The organism is Pseudomonas sp. p106 (assembly GCF_003936645.1).
In the GTDB taxonomy this organism is placed as follows: Bacteria; Pseudomonadota; Gammaproteobacteria; order Pseudomonadales; family Pseudomonadaceae; genus Aquipseudomonas; species Aquipseudomonas putida_E.
Genome location: NZ_RHQR01000010.1, coordinates 137,943 through 155,541, shown reverse-complemented (window position 1 = coordinate 155,541; position 17,599 = coordinate 137,943). Strand labels below are relative to the sequence as shown.

The following is a 17,599-nucleotide window of genomic DNA, read 5'->3' as shown; positions in this document are numbered from 1 at the left end:
GATTACAGGACATTGCTATTATGTGTTTTTTTGCCTTGTGGCGATAGCTGTGCGTTGGGTCCAATGAGCGCAGATTCCAACAAGATCCAAGGTGAAACGCGATGGCTACCTGCGGCGAAGTACTGGTCAAACTCCTCGAAGGCTATGGCGTAGACCATGTCTTCGGCATCCCCGGCGTACATACCGTGGAGCTCTACCGAGGGCTGGCGGGCTCGTCCATCCGCCATATCACACCGCGCCATGAGCAAGGCGCCGGGTTCATGGCTGACGGCTATGCGCGTACGCGTGGCAAGCCGGGTGTATGTTTCATCATCACCGGCCCTGGGATGACCAACATCACCACCGCGATGGGCCAGGCCTACGCCGATTCGATCCCGATGCTGGTGATTTCCAGCGTGCAATCGCGCAGCCAGCTGGGTGGTGGCCGTGGCAAGCTGCACGAGCTGCCCAACCAGAGCGCCCTGGTGGCTGGGGTGGCCGCCTTCTCGCAAACCTTGATGAGCGCTGATGACTTGCCACAGGTACTGGCGCGCGCGTTTGCCGTGTTCGATGGCGCCCGGCCGCGCCCGGTACATATCGAGATTCCGCTGGACGTGCTGGTCGAGCCTGCTGACCATCTGCTACCGGGCCGCCCTGTACGCAGTAGCCGCGCGGGCGCCGCGCCGCAGGCTGTGGCACTGATGGCCGAACGCCTGGCCAAGGCGCGCAAGCCTTTGATCCTGGCAGGCGGCGGTGCTTTGGCTGCTGGCCCTGCGCTGGCGCGCATGGCCGAGTACCTGCAGGCCCCTGTGGCTCTGACCATCAATGCAAAGGGCCTGCTGCCCTCTGACCATCCGTTGCAGATCGGTTCGACCCAGTCGCTGGTCGCCACCCGCGCGCTGGTGGCTGAGGCTGATGTAGTGCTGGCGATTGGCACCGAACTGGCTGAAACCGACTACGACGTGACGTTCAAGGGCGGCTTTGAAATCCCCGGCGCACTGCTGCGCATCGACATCGATCCGGACCAGACCGTGCGCAATTACCTGCCGGAGCTGGCGCTGGTCGCCGATGCCGAGCTGGCAGCACAGGCATTGCTCGATGCCTTGCACGACCTGCCACAGCCTGCCCGCGATGGCACGTGGGGGGCGGCACGCGCGCAGCGCCTGCGCACGTCACTGAACGCTACCTGGGACCAGCCAACCCTGAGCCAGACCCGCCTGCTGACCAGCATTCTGGAACGCTTGCCCAACGCCATCCTGGTGGGTGATTCGACTCAGCCTGTGTACACCGGCAACCTGACCCTGGATATGGATCAGCCACGCCGCTGGTTCAATGCCTCGACCGGTTACGGCACCTTGGGTTATGCACTGCCGGCGGCGATGGGGGCGTGGCTGGGCAGCGCCGAGCAACCGGCCACGCGTGCCCCGGCAGTGTGCCTGATCGGGGACGGTGGGCTGCAGTTCACCCTGCCGGAGCTGGCCAGTGCGGTGGAGGCGCAGGTGCCGTTGATCGTGCTGCTGTGGAATAACCAGGGCTATGAAGAGATCAAGAAATACATGGTCAATCGTGCCATCGAGCCGGTAGGGGTCGATATCCATACCCCGGATTTCATTGGCGTGGCACGTGCGTTGGGGGCTGAAGCGGAACAGGTTGGCGATGTGCAGCAGTTGCAGGCGGCCCTGGGGCGGGCAGTGGAGCGTAAGGGGCCGACGTTGATCCAGGTCGATCAGAACCAGTGGCAGGCGGTGGTAGAAGGCTGATTGTGCACTCTGTTACCCGGCACTGGCCCGCAAGCGCGCCACATCCCGGATCGGCGGCGCGCCATACAGCCGGCTGTACTCGCGGCTGAACTGTGATGGGCTTTCATAACCCACCCGATAACCCGCCACCGCTGCCTCGAGGCCATCGTTGAGCATTAGCCGGCGGGCCTCCTGCAGGCGCAACTGCTTCTGGTACTGCAAGGGGCTCATGGAGGTCACGGCTTTGAACCTGTGGTGCAAGGTTGACGTGCTGAGGTTGACCTCCCGAGCCAGGTCCTCGATGCGCAGCGGTTGCTGGTAATTCTGATTGAGCCAGGTGATGGCTTGGCACACCCGGTGCGTCTGGCTGTTGGCCAGGGCAATTTCATACAGGCGGTAACCCTGAGGGCCGCGCAACAGGCGATAGAGGATTTCCCGCCGGATCAGCGGCGCCAGCATGGCAATGTCCCGCGGGGCGTCCAGCAGGCGAATCAGGCGCAGCAGTGCGTCGAGCAGTTGCGGATCTGTCCTTTCCACATAGAGGCCGCGACCTGAGGGCAGATTGGGCACCAGCATCGGCCCGCTTTCGGCAATCAACTGGCTGATCTCGGCCGGGTCAAGGTCCAGACGCAGGCCGAGGCTGGGGTTTTCCGGGCTGGCATCGAGCTTGGCACCGCTGAGCGGCAGGGTCACCGACACCACCATGTAATGCAGCGGGTCGTAGGCATACTGCTCGTCGCCCAGAAACAGGCTTTTGCTGCCTTGGGCGAGGACGCACAGGGCAGGCTGGGCCAGGGTTGGCACCGAGCGCACGTTCTCGGTGTAGCGCACCAGGTACAGATCATCGATGGCCGACGCGGGGCCGTGGGCTTCGCCGGCATGGCGCCCGATTAGCTCGGCCAGTTCCTGGCGCTGCACTTCCAGGGTCGGATCAATGGACGGGGCGGTGGTCATGATGGCTTTCCTCTGCTGACCGACGCAGCATAGGTTTGGGCAATGGCGGGCGCTAGTCCAAAGCTGCACGTCGATTGCCTGATCCTGCCGTGCGGCAGGATCAGGCAATCGACGTGCAGTAATGGCCTAACGCGCCGCGCGAGCGCGCCACTAACCTTGGCAGCCTGGTTTTCCCGTCCGTCTGCTCCAAGGAGATCGTGCAATGGCCCTTCTACAACCGGTCACCCATTTGGCTTTCATCCGTGCCAGCAGCGGTCGTTCGGCGGAGCTCGGCGCGCGCCTGCGGGACCTGCTCGAACCGTCGCTTAGCGCGCCTGGCTGCCTGAGCTTTACCGTACAGCGTTCGCAGGCCGATGCCGATCTTTGGCTGCTCAGTGGGAGCTGGCGTGACCAACAGGCGATGACAGGTTATTTCGAGTCGCCGACCTTGCAGGTGTTTGGCGAACTGGTGCAGGCCCAGGTGGTCAGCAGCCTGGATCTGCATACCTTCGGTTGAATGCCATGCCGCGCAGGGTAAAATGCCGCCCCTCGATCAACGACGCGGATTGCAACATGGCACGTAAAGAATTCCCGCATTTCGAAGCGGTTTCGGCGATGGTCCCGGTGGAAGGCGGCGGCTACAACGCCGCTATCGCGGTCAAGGCGCTGGGCATGGGCGGTGCGCCGCGCTTTCACAAGGTGCTCGATGGCCAGGTGTTCAAGAGCGCCATGGCGGCCGATGAGGCCGCCTGCGCCGAACTCGAACGCCTCAAGGGCGTTGGTGAAGAAGGCGAGCTGGTCTGGTGATCAGGCCTGCGGCCTTCTCATCTTGAACAGGTTGCCCAGCTCGAAGTAGTCCGCCGGGCCACCGCCTCGCAAGATCGGCTCGGCGGCCGCGGTATCGTAGATACCGTCCTTGAGCAGGTGCTCAGCGATATGCACCGCCACCACCTCGCCGAGGATCAGCCAGCTCGGCACATGTTCCTGGTCGGCCCGCTTGAGCTGGACGATCTGGCTCACCTTGCATTCGAAAGCCACCGGGGTTTCGCCCACGCGGGGCACCTTCACCAGGCTTGACGGGGTTGCCGTCAACCCGCTCAAGTCGAACTCGTTCACCTCTGCCGGTACGGCTGCGCAGCTCTGGTTCATGGCTTCGGCCAGCGGGCGGGTGGCCAGGTTCCAGACGAACTCACCGGTCTGCTCGATATTGTTCAGGCTGTCTTTGCGCCCGACGCTGCAGAAACCGATGATCGGTGGGATGTAGTTGAAGGCGTTGAAGAAACTGTAGGGCGCGAGGTTCAAGCGGCCTTCGCGGTCCTGGGATGAGATCCAGCCGATCGGGCGTGGGCCGACGATGGCATTGAACGGGTCGTGGGGCAGGCCGTGGCCTTTGGCGGGTTCGTAGTAATACATCTGTCGGGCCTGTGGCCCTACCTCCAGAGGGGACGAGGCGCCTAGTGTGCCAAGCTTGTGCCCGCCTGGAAATGATCAAGCCCGACCGAGGCCGGGCTGGTTGCACGCATCAGGGATCAGCTGATGCGGTGAGCGTTGGTGCGGTCGAAGCCGTCTTCGGCGAAGCGCTGTGCGCCAGTGCGATCGAAGCCGTCTTCGGCGAAGCGTTGTGCACCGGTACGGTCGAAACCGTCTTCAGCGTAAGTGGCCGCTTGGCTCTGGGCCGCTGCGAAGCTGTGGCCTTTGGTGCGCTCGAAGCCATCTTCGGCGAAGGCGCCAGTGGCGAAAACCGAGAGGGCCAGGGTGAGGATCAGTTTGTTTTTCATGGTCGTTGCTCCGTTGGGTTCAAGAGGTTGTTTGTTTCTATGGGTCCAATGCTACGCCGATTAATTTGATTAAAAAGCGCAAAAATTGGCGTTAAACAATCGAATTATCAGATCATTTTGGGCGCACCGATTGTCACTTCGCACTGGGTACGGCCCGGCAACGCCAGGGATGCGTTGCGCAGTGCAATTGGGCTCTCCAGCCTACGCAGGATGCAGCAGCGGTATTAATTCGGGGTTAAGGCGGGGATTTGGTGGGCTGTCGGGTGAGTGTCAAGGGCGCCGGAACACTCAAACCATGCAACCAGCGACATCACAAAAGCTTTGCGAGCAACCAAAAAAAGGGGCGCCCAGTTACTGGGGCGCCCCTTTTCAAACCGCAGGATCACTGTCAGTCAGTCGTAATCCGCGAATGCTGCTTGGTGTCCTTCATGGTCGCGTACACCAACAGCGAACAAGCGATGCACGCCGTGACGTACCAGTAGAAACCGCTCTCCATCCCGGCGCTCTTGAACCACAGGGCTACGTATTCTGCGGTGCCGCCGAAGATCGAGACGGTCAGGGCGTAAGGCAGGCCAACACCCAGGGCGCGGATCTCGGTCGGGAACAGTTCGGCTTTGACCACGGCATTGATCGAGGTGTAACCGCTGACGATGATCAACGCAGCCATGATCAGGAAGAACGCGCCCCACCAGGACTCAATGGTGTGCAGGGTGCTGAGGATCGGCACGGTGAACAGGGTGCCCAGTACGCCGAAGGCGATCAGGATCGGGCGACGGCCGATCTTGTCCGAGAGGCCGCCGATGATAGGCTGCAGGCACATGAACAGGAACAGTGTGGCCGCCGAAATGGTGGTCGAATCACTGATGCTCATGCCAACGGTGTTGACCAGGTATTTCTGCATGTAGGTGGTGTAGGTGTAGAAGGCCAAAGTACCGCCCATGGTCAGGCCGACCACGGTCATCAGTTCCTTGGGGTGGCGCATCAGGGTGCGCATCAGGCTTTCCTTGGCCTTTTCCTTCTTGGTGAACGAGGCGGTTTCTTCCATGCCGCGGCGCAGGTACAGCGCGACCACCGCGCAGAGCGCGCCAATCACGAACGGTACGCGCCAGCCCCAGGCATACAGTTGCTCGGTGGTCAGCGTCTGCTGCAGAACGATCAGCACCGCCAGGGCGATGAGCTGACCGGAGATCAGGGTCACGTACTGGAAGCTGGAGAAGAAACCACGGCGCTCCTTGCTGGCCATTTCGCTGAGGTAGGTGGCCGAGGTGCCGTATTCACCCCCTACCGACAGGCCTTGCAGCAGGCGGGCGATGACCAGCAGGACCGGGGCGGCGACGCCGATGGTTTCGTAACCCGGGGTCAGGGCGATGACCAGAGAGCCGGCGCACATGAGCAGAACCGAGGCCATCAGCGCGGCCTTGCGCCCCTTGCGGTCGGCGTACAGGCCCATCAGCCAGCCACCGATCGGGCGCATGAGGAAGCCCACGGCGAAAATCGCGGCGGTGTTGAGCAGTTGTGCGGTGGAATCGCCGGCCGGGAAGAAGGCCTTGGCGAAATACAGCGAGAATGCGGCGTATACGTACCAGTCGTACCATTCGACCATGTTGCCGATGGAGCCGCTGAAAATCGACTTGAGGCGGCTGGCGGTGGTTCTTTCTGCGGCGGGCGCGACGGCTGCCCCGGTTGGCAGGGAGGTGGCGTTATCCATCAGGGATACCTTCTCGTTGTTTTTGTGGAGCGCGCCGAAGCGCAGCTTGCCAGCGAGATTGCAGAAGGTGTGCCAAACGGGTGCGTGGTGATTCATTTGAGGGCGCGTGGCGCTGTTCACGGAGCTGCAGCTTGCATGGAAGCCGCGCTGCCGCTGGCCGGCCGCGGTTTGCATCGGCCTGCGCCTGCACGTGATGAACTGCAGGGCAGGCCTAGGAAAAAGAGTGGAAGTAAGCGGATTTTTGCTTATTGAGATCAACCAATAGGCGGATTTCCGCTCATTCCCGCACGACGAAATCCTCGCGTACCAGCCCATGGCGCTGCATTTTTTCGTTGAGGGTGCGCCTGGGCAGTTGCAAGTCTTGCATCACGCCCTTGATCTCACCCTTGTGCAAGCGCAACGCCACACGCAGACATTGCGCCTCGAACGCCTCCATCTGCTCTACCAGGGATTGGCCTGCAGGCAAGCTGTCAAGGCTCGGCGAACCCAAGCCCAGCGCGTGGCGTTCGGCGGCATTGGCCAGTTCCCGCACGTTGCCCGGCCAGTCATGTGACAGCAGCTGCGCCAGTTGCGTACCCGACAACGGCGGGGCTGAGCGGCCGAGCTTCTGGGCTGCAGCGTGGGCGAAGTGTTCGAACAGCAGCGGGATGTCCTCGCGCCGCTCGCGCAACGGTGCCAGGCGCAGTTCGGCGACATTCAGGCGATAGGCCAGGTCTTCGCGAAAACGCCCGGCGCGTGCCTCTTCGAGCAGGTCGGGCTTGGTGGCGGCGATAATTCGCAGGTCGACGCTGATGCTCTGATTGGCCCCCAGCCTTTCCAGCTTCTGCTCCTGGATCACCCGCAGCAGCTTGGCCTGCTGGGCCAATGGCATGCTTTCGATTTCATCGAGAAACACCGTGCCGCCGTTGGCATATTCGAGCTTGCCGATGCGCTTGCCTTGGGCGCCGGTAAAGGCACCGCTTTCGTGGCCGAACAGTTCGGCTTCGAACAGCGACTCAGGGATGGCTGCACAGTTGAGCGCCACGAAGGGCTTGCCTGCACGCGGGCCGAAGTCGTGCAGGCAGCGCGCCACGCGCTCCTTGCCACTCCCGGTTTCGCCGCGAATCAGCACATTGACCGGCAGGCTGGCCAGGTCCAGCACCTGCCGACGCAATTGCTGCAGGCCTTGGGACATACCCAGAAGCGTGGATTCCAGGCGCGACTTGAGGTCTGCCTGCTCATGCAGGCGGCGGTTCTCCAGCACCAGCTGGCGCTTCTCCAGCGCGCGGCGCAGGCTCCCGAGCAGGTGCTGTGGCGTGAAGGGTTTTTCCAGGAAATCGTAGGCGCCGTTGCGCATGGCCTCGACCGCCATCGGCACATCGCCATGCCCGGTCAGAAGAATGACCGGCAGGTCCGGATCATCGGCCTGCAGGCGCTCGAGCAGCTGCAAGCCGCCCATGCCCGGCATGCGCACGTCACTGATGACAACCCCTGGAAAATGACAGGGCAACTGAGCCAGGCAGTCCTCGGCGCGGGCGAACAACTGCACGTTGAAACCGGACAGGTTCAACCATTGCTCGACGGCGCTGCGAATACTGGCTTCATCATCGACAACGATCACTGAATTCAACATGCAGGCTCCAGGTCGCGGGGCAGGGTAAGGCTCAGGCGCGCACCGCCTGGCAGGTTTTCGGCCTGTAACTGGCCGCCGGCTTCATGGATGATGCCATAGGAAATCGCCAGGCCCAGGCCGAGCCCTTCACCCACCGGTTTGGTGGTGAAGAAGGGGTCAAAAACCCTGGCCAGGTCGGTCTCGGCAATCCCGCCGCCAGAGTCGAGCACGCTCAGTCGCCATTGATCGTGCTCGGGTTCGATGCGGATTTCCAGGCGTTTGTAACGTTTGTCGGCCATGGCGTCGAGGGCGTTGCGCAGCAGGTTGATCAACACTTGCTCCAGGCGGATCGCATCACCGCGTACCCATGCCGGGCGCGCCAGGTAGAGGGCCACTTCGACCTCGTCGCTGCGGATGCGTGTGTCCAGCAGGTGCAGGGCCTGATCGACAACGGTCGCCAGGTCCAGCCGCTCGCGCAGGCCGACCGGGCTGTTACGGGCGAAGGTTTTCAGGTGGCTGGTGAGCGCGGCCATGCGCGTGAGCATCTGCTCCAGCGGCTCCAGGGCCTGGCGTGCCTCGTCGTAGCGGCCGTGGTCGAGCAGCAGGCGCAGGGTTTCCAGTTGCATGCGCTGGGTCGTCAGCGGCTGGTTGATCTCGTGGGCCATGGCGGCTGACATCTGCCCCAGTGCGGCCAGTTTGGCCGACTGCACCAGGCCCTCCTGGGCGGTACGCAGCTCGCGGGTGCGCTCTTCGACCTGGCGCTTGAGCTCTTCGCGGCTGCGCCGGCGCAAGCGGGCCAGGCGCAGGCGCTGGCTGACGAACAGTGCAGCGAACACCAGGCTCAGCCACGCGGCAGCTGCGCCCAGGGCTGCATTACGGCCATCAGCGGCCAGTTGTGGTTTGCGCAACAGGTGCAAGGTCCAGTCTTCACTTTCCAGCGGTAGGCTTTCCCACAGGTACTCGGCAGGCCCATCAGGCCCCTGCACGCGGCTGAGGGTGCTGTTGCTGGCGAAGCGGGTCAGCACCTGATGCTGCAGCGGTAGCAGCGGTTGCTTGTCGTACTGGCGGGACTCGGCCAGCTCTGCCCGATCGGGCCCGCTGAGCGGTTGCAGCTCGCGGTAACGCCAGCCGTCCTGGTTGGCGATGAAGGTGATGCCGCGTGCATCGCTGACCAGCAGGATGTCGTTGCCTTGGCGCCACTCGCGTTCCAGCTCGGGAAACTCCAGTTTCACCACCATGGCCCCGAGAAAACGGCCTTGTTCGTCAGTGACTGCGCTGGACAGGAAATACCCCGGCACGCCACTGGTCACGCCAACGGCATAGAAGCGGCCGCTACCCTGGCTGCGGGTTTGCTTGAAATACGGACGAAAGCCGTAGTTGGAGCCTACGTAGGTGGTGGGCAAGCGCCAGTTGCTGGCCGCCACGGCAAGCCCGGTGTGGTCGAGCAGCTCCAGGGTGGAGGAATTGGCTGCACCATTTATTCGTTCGAGCTTGCGGTTGAGTGCGTCCTGTACCGGCTCGCTGATCGGGCCGCGCAGAGCCTGAATCAGTTCCGGGTCCAACGCCAGCACGGCGGGCAGGGCGCGATAGCGTTCGATCAGGGTATGCAGCGAGGTGGCGTACAGCCCCAACTGCTGGCTGGCACGACGGGCGTCATCCTCCATGGCCTGACGCTTGGCCTGGTGCATGGCCCAGCCGGCACTGAGCGCGGTGCCAGCGAAGATCAGCAGGGTGATCAGCCCCAGACGCAGGGCGCGAAAGGAAAATGGCATGGGGCAGGTCCGGATGATGGAGTTGTCATTACCGTCCTATCGCCGTCAAGCCAGCGATAGGACGGTAAGGCTTGCAGCCAGTTACAGCAGTTCGAAGCTCTTTTGCTGCACGGCCTCTGAGTCCAGCCCGACCTGGACATTGAACGCGCCGGGCTCAGCCACTCGCTGCAGCTGTCCATTGAAGAACTTCAGGTCTTCCTCGCTGATGCGGAAGGCCAAGGTCCGCGACTCACCGGCCTTGAGCATCACTTTCTGGAAGTTTTTAAGCTCCTTCACCGGGCGGCTCATGGATGCTGCTACGTCCTGCAGGTACAACTGGACCACGGTCTCGCCATCCACCTTGCCGGTGTTCTTCACCGTCACCTTGGCCTCCAGCGTGTCGCCACGCTTGAGGTCCTTGTGCGACAAGTTCAGCCCCGACAGCTCGAAGGTGCTGTAGCTCAAGCCGTAACCGAACGGGTACAGCGGGCCGTTTGGCTCTTCGAAGTACTGTGAGGTGTAGTTGCCCGGCTTGCCTGGGGTGAACGGGCGGCCAATGCGCGTGTGGTTGTAGTACATCGGGATCTGCCCGACCGAACGCGGGAAGGTGATGGCCAGCTTGCCCGAAGGGTTGTAGTCACCGAACAGCACGTCGGCGATGGCATTGCCGCCCTCGGTGCCAGCGAACCAGGTTTCCAGGATGGCATCGGCCTGTTCGCGTTCCCAGGCGATCGACAGCGGCCGGCCGTTCATCAGCACCAGTACCAGCGGCTTGCCAGTGGCTTTCAGGGCCTTGATCAGCTCGCGCTGGCTGGCCGGGATCTCCAGGGTGGTGCGGCTGGACGACTCGTGGGACATGCCGCGGGACTCGCCCACCACCGCCACCACCACATCGGATTGCTTCGCTGCTTTGACCGCTTCATCGATCAGCACAGCGGCCGGGCGCGGATCGTCAACGATTTCCGGGGCATCGAAGTTGAGGAAGTTGAGGTAATCGACGATCGCCTTGTCGCCGGTAACGTTGGAGCCTTTGGCATAGACCAGCTTGGCCTTGCCCTCGACGGCGCGGCGCAGGCCTTCGCGCACGGTGACCGAGTGCATCGGTTTGCCGTCGGCAGCCCAGCTGCCCATCATGTCGATCGGCGCATCGGCCAGCGGGCCGACCAGGGCAATGGTGCCGGCTTTTTTCAGCGGCAGGGTCTGCTTGCGGTTTTCCAGCAGCACCAGGCTGCGGCGCGCCACGTCGCGCGCGGCGTCACGGTGCAGGCGGTCTTCGCCGTAGTAATCCTTCAGGTCGGTTTCGGCCTTGCCGATCCGCACGTATGGGTCCTTGAACAGGCCCATTTCATACTTGGCGCCCAGTACTTCGCGCACGGCCTGGTCCAGTTCGGCCTGGGTCACCTCGCCTGACTTGAGCAGCCCTGGCAGCTCTTCGCCATACAGGGTGTCGTTCATGCTCATGTCGATGCCAGCCTTGATCGCCAGCTTGGCCGCTTCGCGACCATCGTGGGCGACGCCGTGGCGGATCAGTTCCTGGATGGCACCGTGGTCACTGATGGTCACGCCCTTGAAGCCCCACTCCTTGCGCAGCAGGTCGTTCATCAGCCAGGTATTGGAGGTGGCCGGCACGCCGTTGATCGAGTTCAGCGCCACCATTACCCCGCCGGCACCGGCGTCGAGCGCGGCGCGGTAGGGCGGCAGGTAGTCGTTGTACATCTTCGGCAGGCTCATATCGACCGTGTTGTAGTCGCGCCCGCCTTCCACCGCGCCATACAGGGCGAAGTGCTTGACGATGGCCATGATGCTGTCCGGGTTGGCCGGGCTGCTGCCCTGGAACGAGCGGACCATCGCCTGGCCGATCCTCGAGGTCAGGTAGGTGTCCTCACCGAAACCCTCGCTGGTGCGGCCCCAGCGAGGGTCGCGGGCGATGTCGACCATGGGTGCAAAGGTCATGTCCAGGGCGTCGGCGGCGGCTTCGATGGCCGAGGTGCGGCCGACCTTGGCGATGGCGTCCATATCCCAGGTGGCAGCCAGCCCCAGGCCGATCGGGAAAATGGTGCGCTCGCCGTGGATGGTGTCGTAGGCGAAGAACATCGGAATCTTCAGGCGGCTGCGCATGGCGGCGTCCTGCATGGGCCGGTTCTCGGGGGCAGTGCGCGAGTTGAAGGTACCGCCGATACGGCCTGCGGCGATTTCTTCGCGGATCTTGTCGCGTGGCATCTCCGGGCCGATGCTGATCAGGCGCAGCTGGCCGATCTTTTCAGCCTCGGTCATCTGGCTGATCAGATGCTCGATGAATGCCTGCTTGTCCTGCAGGGGCGGGGCGGTGGGGGCGGCAAGGGCCGCCTGGCTGGCAAGGCCCAAGGCCAGGCCCAGCAAAGACAGTTTCATCATGAATTCCGTTGTCGAGGCCTGTGCCGTATCCACGGTGATACGCGCGCGGCCGAAGTTTTCAGGCGGCTATTGTTGTACGATTCACCGGCATTAATTCCAGCGGCGGATTATGCCTGATTATGGCGCTCGCTGAGGATCACCCGAGTGCCGGGACAACAACTATAAAAACGATCAGAGACCGAAGGCATGACTTCCCTCGACGAATACGAGCAGCGCCAGATCGCTGAGGCCATCGCGCGCGTGGAACGGCGCACCGATGCCGAGCTGGTGACCGTGCTGGCCCGGCGTGCCGATGATTACGCCTACCTTCCACTGTTCTGGGCCGCCGTGCTGGCGCTGGTGGTGCCTGGCCTTTTGCAGCTGCTGCTGGGCTGGCCCGTTGGGCACGGGCTGCTGGTGGCCAACCTGCTGCTGTTCATCGGCCTTTGTGCGCTGCTACGTACCCCACGCCTGAACGCCTGGTTGGTCCCCCCTGCGCTGCGCCGCTGGCAGGCATCGCGCCTGGCCCGGCAACAGTTTCGCGAGCAGAAACTGCATTGCACGGCCAAGGGGGCCGGGGTGCTGATCTTCGTGGCCGAGGCGGAGCTGCATGTGGAGATCCTGGTCGATCAAGGTATCGATTGCCACCTCGATGCACACTCGCGTGCGGTGATCGGTGCCCGCTTCGCCGAACAGGTGCGCCAGGGCCGTACCTTGCAGGGGTTTGTCGAGTGCATCGAGGCCTGCGGTGAACGGCTGTGCGAGCACGTGCCACGCACCCACGCACGCAACGAGCTGCCGAACCGTCTGGTGATTCTAGAGTGAACCACGCCCATCGCGAAAACCTTCGCCTGAGCCAGGCATCAACGTAGAATGCGCGGCATTGCGCAACGCGCTCACCGCTATCCGAGGCACCTGTTTTCCATGTCCGCCAGTACTTCCGCTTCTATCGCGCCGGACGCGCGCGCCCAGTTTCTCGACCTGCTGAGCGCTGCCTTGCACGGCAATACCCTGGTCAAACTGGTGCTGGCGCGCCATGTCGGCGCCGACCAGACCCTACAGCGGATCATCGCCAAGCCGGTGCAGGTAAAAGGGCAGCCCAACCTTTCGTTGGTCTACCGCCACCAGACCCGCGACATCACCCGCAACGTGCCGCTGGACCAGGCCCAGGCACTGATCGCCGAGCTGCTGGGGCAGAGCTTTCGCAACGCCCACCTGTTCGACGCCGACGGCGAAGTGCAACTGACCTTCAGCAAAAAGGGCAAGCCGATGCTCCAGCGCCACGGTGCCCAGGCGCCGCGCGAGGCTGCTGCCAGCACGGGCCACGACCGCGAGAAGAAGCGTTACCTGGAACTGTCGCGGCCCTTCCTGCGCGATCTGGGCGTGACCGACGCACAGGGTGCGCTGATCCCGTCCATGTCGCGCAAGTGGAAGCAGATCAACAAGTTCGTTGAAGTGTTCGATCACGCACTGGCCAATGCGCCGGTGCCGGCTGACCAGGTGCTGCGGGTGGCCGACTTTGGCTCAGGCAAGGGCTACCTGACCTTCGCCATGCACGACTACCTGAGCAACAGCCTGGGCCGCGCAGCCCAGGTGACTGGGGTGGAGCTGCGTCAGGACATGGTCGATTTGTGCAATGCAGCGGCTGCGCGTCTGGAGCACCCGGGCCTGGAGTTTCAATGCGGTGACGTGCGCAGCGTAGTACCCGAGGCCATCGAGGTGATGATCGCCCTGCATGCCTGCGACATTGCCACCGATTACGCGATCCACACCGGAATCCGTTGCAACGCCGCGATCATCATGTGCTCGCCGTGCTGTCACAAGCAGATTCGCCCGCAACTGCACAGCCCGGGCTTGCTGCAGCCGATGCTGCAATACGGCCTGCATCTGGGGCAGCAGGCCGAGATGCTCACCGACAGCTTGCGCGCGCTGTATCTGGAAGCCTGTGGTTACGAGACCAAGGTGTTCGAGTTCATCTCGCTTGAGCACACCAACAAGAACAAGATGATTCTTGCGGTGAAGCGCAAGCAGCCCGTAGCGGCGCAAGCGCTGCTGGAAAAGATTGCGCAACTGAAAGCGTTTTATGGGGTGCAGGAGCATTGCCTGGAGACGTTGTTGCGCAACGACGGGTTGATTCCCCCCATCTCAGCGTAAGTCGGCTGTGGCGCTCGTCCCCGAGCGCCTGTCAGTGTTCTGCATGCACTGGCATCTTTATCGCGTACTCCGCCAACCCCAACGGATGCGTACCCGCATCAAAGAAATGCAGCGCTGTCCCCACCAGATCACCAAAGCGGTCCACAAAGTGCTGCTTCTGATTGACCACCGAAGCCTCGCTCAATGGCCGTATGGCAATCGAAAGATGGCGCGGCCGCGCCTGGCGAATCGCTTCGAGCAAGTGCTGGTCACTGCTGTCCAGGTGCTGCCCGAACAGGCATAGCCCCTGGTTTTCCTGGGCCAACTGGCCCAGGCACCAGGCCAGGTAATCCGAGTTGCGGATGGCGCGCAGTTTTTCGTCACTGCGGTCTTCGTTGACGAACAGCGGTACTTCACCCGGAATGTTCACGGCAAAGCCGTCCAGCAGCTCGGCGCTTTCGGCGCTGCGCTGACGGGTGGTACCGTCGGGCAGCTTGAGCAGGTGCAGGCCGCCGTGCAAATGCAGCACGCGCGTCCCTTCGCTGCGGGTGCGGCGTACGTCGAAGAAGCCTTGCTCATCGAACAGCGTGGCGAAGCCCTGGGGTGCGTGCTGCACTGCCCAAGGCAGGATCAGGTCGTAGTTGCTGGTATAGACACTGCGGTAGCCGCGCAAGGCTTGGTTGATCGATGCCAGGGTTGTCGCTGGCATCTTTGGCCATGGCAGGTGCACGGTACGCACGGCGTGGATCAGCGCTTCCTTGATCGAGTAGTAGCGGTTCAGCGGCGCGGTGGAGTTGATCGCCAGGGCGGCGTTGGCGCGCACAGTCTGGTTCAGCGTGCTCAGCACCGGCTCGAACAATTCAGTGCCCAGGGACTTGAACAAGGCCTGGTCGCTGATTGCCAGGCCTTTCTTGCGGCCGGCGCGCTGGGCCTCCTCGAACAGCGAGAAATAGCCGAATGATTTCCACAGCACGCGGCTGGCGCCGTTGCCCAGTAGCAGGGCATCGCAGGGGTGGCGTTGGGCGAGTTCCTGCCAGGTGGCGAGGTGGGCGTCTAGTGCGGGCATGATGGGTCCATTCGCTGGAGCGGGAAACGGGGGCGACTTTAGCATGTCATGCAATGTGTGCGAGGGTTGCGCTACAGCCACGACAAGGTTCGCAGAATGAAAGAGGACTTCACATGCGCAAGTGTTTGATCGGGATGCTGGCCTTGGCAGCACTGGGGCCGGCCTCAGTGGCCTTGGCAACGGACGGCACAGCCCTCGCCGCAGCCCACGGCATACCATACCCGGCCGTGATCGCTCACCGCGGCGCCTCTTACGACGCACCGGAATCCACCAGGCCTGCCTACCTGTTGGCCCGCGAGTTGGGCGCCGACTACCTGGAACTGGACCTGCAGCGCACGCGCGACGGCGTGCTGGTCGTGGTCCACGACGATGAGCTGTCACGTACCAGCGATGTCGCCGAGCGTTTCCCCGAGCGCAAACACAGCCCGGTCAGTGCCTTCAGCCTCGCCGAGCTCAGGTCACTGGACGCCGGCAGCTGGTTCAACATCGCCTACCCGGCACGTGCCAGGGCATCGTTCGCCAAACTGTCGATCCTTACCCTTGACGAAGTCATCGATATTGCCGAAGGCAACCCGCAGCGCCAGCCCGGTTTGTATATCGAAACCAAGGTTCCCAGCCAGTTTCCAGGCATTGAACAGCAGCTCAAAGAGCGCTTGGAGGCCCGTGGCTGGCTCGATCGGCCTGGGCGCGTGGTGCTGCAGACATTCGATCGCAACAGCCTGGCGTTGCTGCACGAGGCGATGCCGCAGGTACCGAAGATTCTGCTGCTGTGGGTGGGTACCAAGGCCATAGCACCGGCCTCGGGGCAAGATTTGGCGGATTCAGGCGAAAGCGACAAGGCCGCTTTTTATGCACGCCAGCAACCGAAGAGCCGGGCTGAGTTCCTGCGCTGGCTGGACTTCGCCAAGCAGGGCGGTGCGATCGGTACCGGGCCTTCTGCCAAGCGCAGCAAGCTGGGCGAACAGAGCTATGCCGATCTCATTCAGCCATGGATGAACCAGGCCAGCCATGAGCGCGGGCTGCTGGTGCACGTCTATACGCTCGATGACGCGCAGGACTTCGCCGCAAGCATGAAGGCAGGGGTGGATGGGATCTTTACCAACAGGGCGGGTGCGCTACTGCGCTTTTATGATCGCCCGGCTGAAAGTGAGCCAGGTTTGCTGAAAAGGCTGGGGTACTGAGCTGTTGAAGGTGGCAAGCAGATCGACTTGCGGATGATCTTCGCCTCAGGGGCAGCGATGACGCTGGTTGAACGCCATGCGGGAATGCGGTGTGGAGCGGGTAGAGGGAATCGAACCCTCGTCGGAAGCTTGGGAAGCTACTGTTCTACCATTAAACTATACCCGCGTCTGCGCCCGACTTTTTACCAGAACCTGCCTGGAATTAGAAGCCCTCGTTATAAACCGGTGAAAAAAAGCTGTCGGCGCCCATAGCCTGCAGGCCATGGCTACAGGGCGCCGATGCACTCAGATGGCCCATGCATGCTGCTCTTGGCTGGCATTGTACGGGGTGCGTGCCCGGGCCTGGCGCACGGTCGGCTTGAGGAAGCCGAGCAACGCGCTGCGTGTGGCTTCGCAGGCCGTCTTGTTCTCCATGTCCAGGAAGTGCCCGGCATCACGGATCACCGTGAAGTGGCTCTTGCCGACATGGTTGCCGAACTGGCGAGCGTCTTCTGCGGTGGTGTACTCGTCACGGTCGCCGTTGATGAACAGCACCGGGATGTCGATGTTGCGCGCGCCTCGCAGTGCCCGTTCCAGGTCATGCTGCAGCACCTGGTTGATGTGGAAGTGCATCTGCGCATACTCGTGGCTGTCCAGGCTGCTGACGTGCCGGTAGTTGAAGCGCTTGAACAGCGATGGCAGGTGCTTGCCGATGGTGTCGTTGACCAGGTTGCCGACCTGGTAGCGATCGCAGGCAGCCAGGTACTGGCAACCACGGTTCAGGTAGTCGCGCATCGGTTCGTTGATCACCGGTGAGAACGAGCTGACCACTGCCTTTTTCACCATGCGAGGCTGGTGCGCCAGCGCCAGCAGGGTGCAGGCACCGCCCCAGGAGAACGACATCACGTGGTCGGCCTGGAAGTGCTCGATCAGCTCAAGCAGGATATGCGCCTCGTCTTCCTTGCTGATCAGGCGTTCCTGGCGGTTGTGCGCCTTGGACTTGCCGGAGTAGGGCTGGTCGTACAGCACGACGTTGAATTGTGGGTGCAGGTTACGCACCGTCTGGGCGAACGAAGCCGTGGTGGCCAGTGAGCCATTGATCAGGATGATCGTCTTCTCGGCTGCATCCGCGCGATGGAACTCCGTGTAAACCCGATACTGACCTTGGATATCAAGTACAGCGATTTCTGGCCTCATGTCATCGACTCCTGGCGCAAAAAGGGTGTTCGCGTCACCTAGGGTGCACGTTCTTTATGACAGGTAGGCATTTGCCTGAAGGAGTTACCGGGGCCCTGTGTCGATCCTTGGCACACGTGTCGACGGTATTGTTTTTGGCGGGCAATTTGCCGTGCTCCAAGGCATCGAGGCCTTGGGTAGCCGGCAAAAAG

14 protein-coding genes, 1 tRNA gene and 1 pseudogene are annotated in these 17,599 nt (G+C 62.7%); 6 read left to right on the top strand and 10 right to left on the bottom strand.

Annotated elements, in window-relative coordinates:
* Nucleotides 1–101: 101 nt before the first annotated feature.
* Complete coding sequence (locus EGJ09_RS14700) at nucleotides 102–1,739, top strand: 5-guanidino-2-oxopentanoate decarboxylase (RefSeq protein WP_125924253.1); 1,638 nt, start codon at nucleotides 102–104, stop codon at nucleotides 1,737–1,739.
* A 12-nt stretch (nucleotides 1,740–1,751) separates the two neighbouring features.
* Here the strand turns inward: EGJ09_RS14700 and EGJ09_RS14695 are convergent, their stop codons facing one another.
* Nucleotides 1,752–2,672: an AraC family transcriptional regulator gene (locus EGJ09_RS14695; protein WP_039604874.1), complete on the bottom strand. Its 921-nt coding sequence runs from the start codon at nucleotides 2,670–2,672 to the stop codon at nucleotides 1,752–1,754.
* 202 nt (nucleotides 2,673–2,874) lie between these two features.
* On the opposite strand from EGJ09_RS14695, the gene EGJ09_RS14690 reads away from it, so the two are divergent.
* Nucleotides 2,875–3,168, top strand: a complete 294-nt coding sequence (locus EGJ09_RS14690; RefSeq protein ID WP_012312958.1) for a putative quinol monooxygenase — start codon at nucleotides 2,875–2,877, stop codon at nucleotides 3,166–3,168.
* A 56-nt stretch (nucleotides 3,169–3,224) separates the two neighbouring features.
* Complete coding sequence (locus EGJ09_RS14685; protein WP_115275480.1) at nucleotides 3,225–3,458, top strand: hypothetical protein; 234 nt, start codon at nucleotides 3,225–3,227, stop codon at nucleotides 3,456–3,458.
* Here EGJ09_RS14685 and EGJ09_RS14680 read toward each other — a convergent pair whose 3' ends face one another.
* The 6 genes and pseudogenes from EGJ09_RS14680 to bglX all read right to left on the bottom strand — a co-directional run bounded on the left by EGJ09_RS14680 (nucleotide 3,459) and on the right by bglX (nucleotide 11,873).
* Nucleotides 3,459–4,064: a flavin reductase family protein gene (locus EGJ09_RS14680; protein WP_125924252.1), complete on the bottom strand. Its 606-nt coding sequence runs from the start codon at nucleotides 4,062–4,064 to the stop codon at nucleotides 3,459–3,461.
* Between the two features lie 119 nt (nucleotides 4,065–4,183).
* Nucleotides 4,184–4,429 (bottom strand): annotated as a pseudogene (locus tag EGJ09_RS14675) (hypothetical protein); the annotation flags it as partial.
* A gap of 388 nt (nucleotides 4,430–4,817) precedes the next feature.
* The gene (locus EGJ09_RS14670; protein WP_046784965.1) at nucleotides 4,818–6,137 is read right to left on the bottom strand and encodes an MFS transporter; all 1,320 of its coding nucleotides are present in this window, start codon (nucleotides 6,135–6,137) and stop codon (nucleotides 4,818–4,820) included.
* 277 nt (nucleotides 6,138–6,414) lie between these two features.
* The gene (locus EGJ09_RS14665; RefSeq protein WP_046784929.1) at nucleotides 6,415–7,749 is read right to left on the bottom strand and encodes a sigma-54 dependent transcriptional regulator; all 1,335 of its coding nucleotides are present in this window, start codon (nucleotides 7,747–7,749) and stop codon (nucleotides 6,415–6,417) included.
* A complete protein-coding gene (locus EGJ09_RS14660) occupies nucleotides 7,743–9,500 on the bottom strand; it encodes an ATP-binding protein (protein WP_125924250.1) in 1,758 nt (585 codons plus the stop codon). Before EGJ09_RS14660 ends, EGJ09_RS14665 begins: the two co-directional genes overlap by 7 nt.
* Nucleotides 9,501–9,581: 81 nt before the next feature.
* A complete protein-coding gene (bglX, locus tag EGJ09_RS14655; protein ID WP_125924249.1) occupies nucleotides 9,582–11,873 on the bottom strand; it encodes a beta-glucosidase BglX in 2,292 nt (763 codons plus the stop codon).
* Nucleotides 11,874–12,059: 186 nt separating this feature from the next.
* Here bglX and EGJ09_RS14650 point away from each other — a divergent pair, with 186 nt between their 5' ends.
* Entirely contained in the window at nucleotides 12,060–12,677 is a 618-nt protein-coding gene (locus EGJ09_RS14650; RefSeq protein WP_046784931.1) for a TPM domain-containing protein, read from the top strand.
* A 99-nt stretch (nucleotides 12,678–12,776) separates the two neighbouring features.
* The gene (locus tag EGJ09_RS14645) at nucleotides 12,777–14,006 is read left to right on the top strand and encodes an SAM-dependent methyltransferase (protein WP_125924248.1); all 1,230 of its coding nucleotides are present in this window, start codon (nucleotides 12,777–12,779) and stop codon (nucleotides 14,004–14,006) included.
* 31 nt (nucleotides 14,007–14,037) lie between these two features.
* Here EGJ09_RS14645 and EGJ09_RS14640 read toward each other — a convergent pair whose 3' ends face one another.
* Complete coding sequence (locus EGJ09_RS14640) at nucleotides 14,038–15,051, bottom strand: DUF4917 family protein (protein ID WP_125924247.1); 1,014 nt, start codon at nucleotides 15,049–15,051, stop codon at nucleotides 14,038–14,040.
* Between the two features lie 113 nt (nucleotides 15,052–15,164).
* Between EGJ09_RS14640 and EGJ09_RS14635 the strand changes: the two genes are divergently transcribed.
* Complete coding sequence (locus EGJ09_RS14635; protein WP_125924246.1) at nucleotides 15,165–16,232, top strand: glycerophosphodiester phosphodiesterase; 1,068 nt, start codon at nucleotides 15,165–15,167, stop codon at nucleotides 16,230–16,232.
* A 92-nt stretch (nucleotides 16,233–16,324) separates the two neighbouring features.
* On the opposite strand, the gene EGJ09_RS14630 is transcribed toward EGJ09_RS14635, so the two are convergent.
* Together EGJ09_RS14630 and EGJ09_RS14625 are read right to left on the bottom strand one after the other, a co-directional pair.
* Nucleotides 16,325–16,398, bottom strand: a tRNA-Gly gene (locus tag EGJ09_RS14630).
* Nucleotides 16,399–16,517: 119 nt separating this feature from the next.
* Entirely contained in the window at nucleotides 16,518–17,408 is an 891-nt protein-coding gene (locus EGJ09_RS14625; protein WP_046784933.1) for an alpha/beta fold hydrolase, read from the bottom strand.
* Nucleotides 17,409–17,599: the final 191 nt, after the last annotated feature.